The 2,624-nt window shown below is 68.7% G+C and carries 1 protein-coding gene and 1 pseudogene; both read right to left on the reverse strand.

The features are described 5' to 3' along the window. On the reverse strand, positions 1–2,119 hold a 2,119-nt coding region (locus tag AC1DGW_RS16785), incomplete at its 3' end, for a methyl-accepting chemotaxis protein (RefSeq protein WP_478025181.1). A 143-nt stretch (positions 2,120–2,262) separates the two neighbouring features. Beyond that, a pseudogene (locus AC1DGW_RS16790) lies at positions 2,263–2,624 on the reverse strand (methyl-accepting chemotaxis protein); the annotation flags it as partial.

Raw genomic sequence — 2,624 nt, forward strand, 5'->3', positions numbered from 1 at the left:
GCGTGCGTCCCTGTTCACCGGCACGCGCGGCTTCCACCGCCGCGTTCAGGGCCAGGATGTTGGTCTGGAAGGCGATGCCGTCGATGACGCTGATGATGTCGGCGATCTTCTTCGACGAGGCCTCGATGGCCGACATGGTGGTGACCACCTGGCTGACCACCTGGCCCCCCTGCGAGGCCACGCCGGCGGCGCCCTGGGCGAGCTGGTTGGCCTGGCGGGCGTGCTCGGCGTTCTGGCGCACGGTGGAGGTCAGTTCCTCCATCGAGGCGGCGGTCTCTTCCAGATTGGCCGCCTGCTGCTCGGTGCGGCGCGACAGGTCATTGTTGCCGGTGGCGATCTCCGACGCGGCCAGGTTGATGCTGCCGGCCGACTGCTGGATGCGGCCGACGATCGAGGTCAGCTGGGCCACCGTGGCATTGGCATCATCGCGCATCCGGGCGAACACGCCGTGGAAATCGCCGTGCATGCGCGCGGTGAGGTCGCCGCGGGCGATGGCCTGCAGCAGGGCGGAGACTTCGGACAGATTGCCGTCAGTGGTTTCCATCAGGCGGTTGAGGCCGGCCACCATGTCGCGGAAGTCGTGCTCAAAGCGGCCTTCGTCGCCACGCAGGGTGAAATCGCCCGCCGCCGCGGCGCCGGCCAGGCGCTTGATCTCGGCATTGATCGCCGAAAGGCTGGCCTTGGTTTCGTCCATGGCGCGGGTGATGGCGGCCTTTTCGCCGGGCAGGCGGTCCATGTCCACCGACAGGTCGCCGCGCGCGTAGCGCTGCATCACTTCGACGATGCGCTGGGTCACGTCCAGATGGCTGGACACCAGCTGGTTGGTGCCGGCGACCATTACCCCGTAGTCGCCGGGGAAGCGGGAGGCGTCGATGCGGTGGCTGATGTTGCCCTCGTCGTGGCGCGCAGCCATTTCGCCCTGGGCGTGGATGACCGTCCTGATCTGCTCGCGCATGTGCGACTGCGCACGCAGCAGCTGGCCCAGTTCGTCGTTCCGGCGCTCGGGGATGGCGGTATCCAGCCGGCCTTGGGCGACGTCGCCGGAAACGCGTACGGCGTCGCCCAGCGGGCGCAGCACCATCGCGCGCAGCAGCAGCCACAGGCCAGCGCAGAGCGAGGCGGCGGCCAGCAGGCCGACCAGCGCCACCAGGCTGAGCAGCGAGCGTGCCTGCGCGGTGAGCAGGTCGCGCGGCACCATCACGCCCAGCGCGAAGCGGCGGTTGCTCTTGCCCACGCGCAGCGGCGCATAGACCTCCACCATGCCGCCTTCGTCGGCCTTGAAGTCGCTGTAGAGCTTGTCCTCGGCGACGGCGGCCAGGATCGCCTTGGCGGTGGCGTCGTCGCGGGTCTTGCCGACGTTGGCCGCGTCCGGCGAGGCCACGACCATGCCCATCGGCGACAGCAGCTCGGCGCGGCCTTCACCCATCGGGCGCAGCTGGGCGATGCGTTCCTGCAGGGCCGAAAGCTCGAAGTCGGAGGTGACCACGCCCAGTACCTTGTCGCCGTCCATGATCGGAATGGCGATGGTGGTCAGCATCAGGGTCTTGCCACCGACCTCGTAGGGATACGGCTCGATGATGACCGGCTTCTTCAGCGTCCTGGGGGTGACGTACCAGGCGCCGAGTTTGGGGTCTTCGTAGTCGCGCAACGGCTCGGTGACCAGTTCGCCGCCAACCCGAGCCCAATAGCTCATGGCGCGTCCGGTGGCGTCATGCTCTGGAGCGTCGATGAACTGCGCGTCCTTGCCGTCGAATGCGTCCGGCTCCCACAGGACGCACATGCCGGCACGCTCGGGGTGCAGTTCCATCTGCTGCCTGAACGTCTGTGAGACGGTGGCACGGCTGATCTGCCCGCGCTGGGTAACCAGGTTTTCGGCCAGGGTCTGCACCGTGTCGTAGGTCTGGCTCATCTCGGCGGCCAGGTTCTGGGCTTCGAGACGGGCCAGGTTCTCCAGCGTGGCCTGCGAGGAGGCCAGCAGGGCACGGCTGCTTTTCCAGTAGCTGATGGCGGCGGTGAGGCCGAATGCGGCCAGGGCGATCAGGGCGATGCCCAGCATCAGGCGGGTGGCGACGCTGCTCTTGCGTTCGCTGGACGAGGAACGGTGTGACGAAGCGGACATGGATGGACCGATGAGGACGGAATCCCCTGCTTCATCGGTCGGTGGCGGCGGTTCTTGAGGGCCGGCCCTACCGTCCGTCGGGAAGTTCCTGTCAGGCCGCCGGCCCTGATCGGGGCCGGCGGCGGCTTTTCACGCGATCGTGCCTAGAACTCCTGCCAGTCGCCGGCATCGGCGACCATCGCCGATTCGATCGGGCGCGGGGCCGGCGCCAGCTTCGGGGCCGGGGCGCGGGGCGTGGCGACAGGGCGGGGCAGGGGGCGATTGGCTGGGCGGCTGGCGGCGCTGGCATTGCCGGTGCGGAACACCGATACCGCCTCGGCCAGCTGGGTGGCCTGTTCCTCCATCGCGCGCGCGGCGGCAGTGGCTTCCTCCACCAGTGCGGCGTTCTGCTGGGTGGCTTCGTCCATCTGCACCACGGTCTGGTTGACCTGCTCGATGCCGGCGCTCTGTTCCTGCGAGGCGGACGAGATCTCGGCCATGATGTCGGTCACGCGCTGCACCGAGC

It is taken from the genome of Stenotrophomonas sp. 05N423, assembly GCF_056397145.1.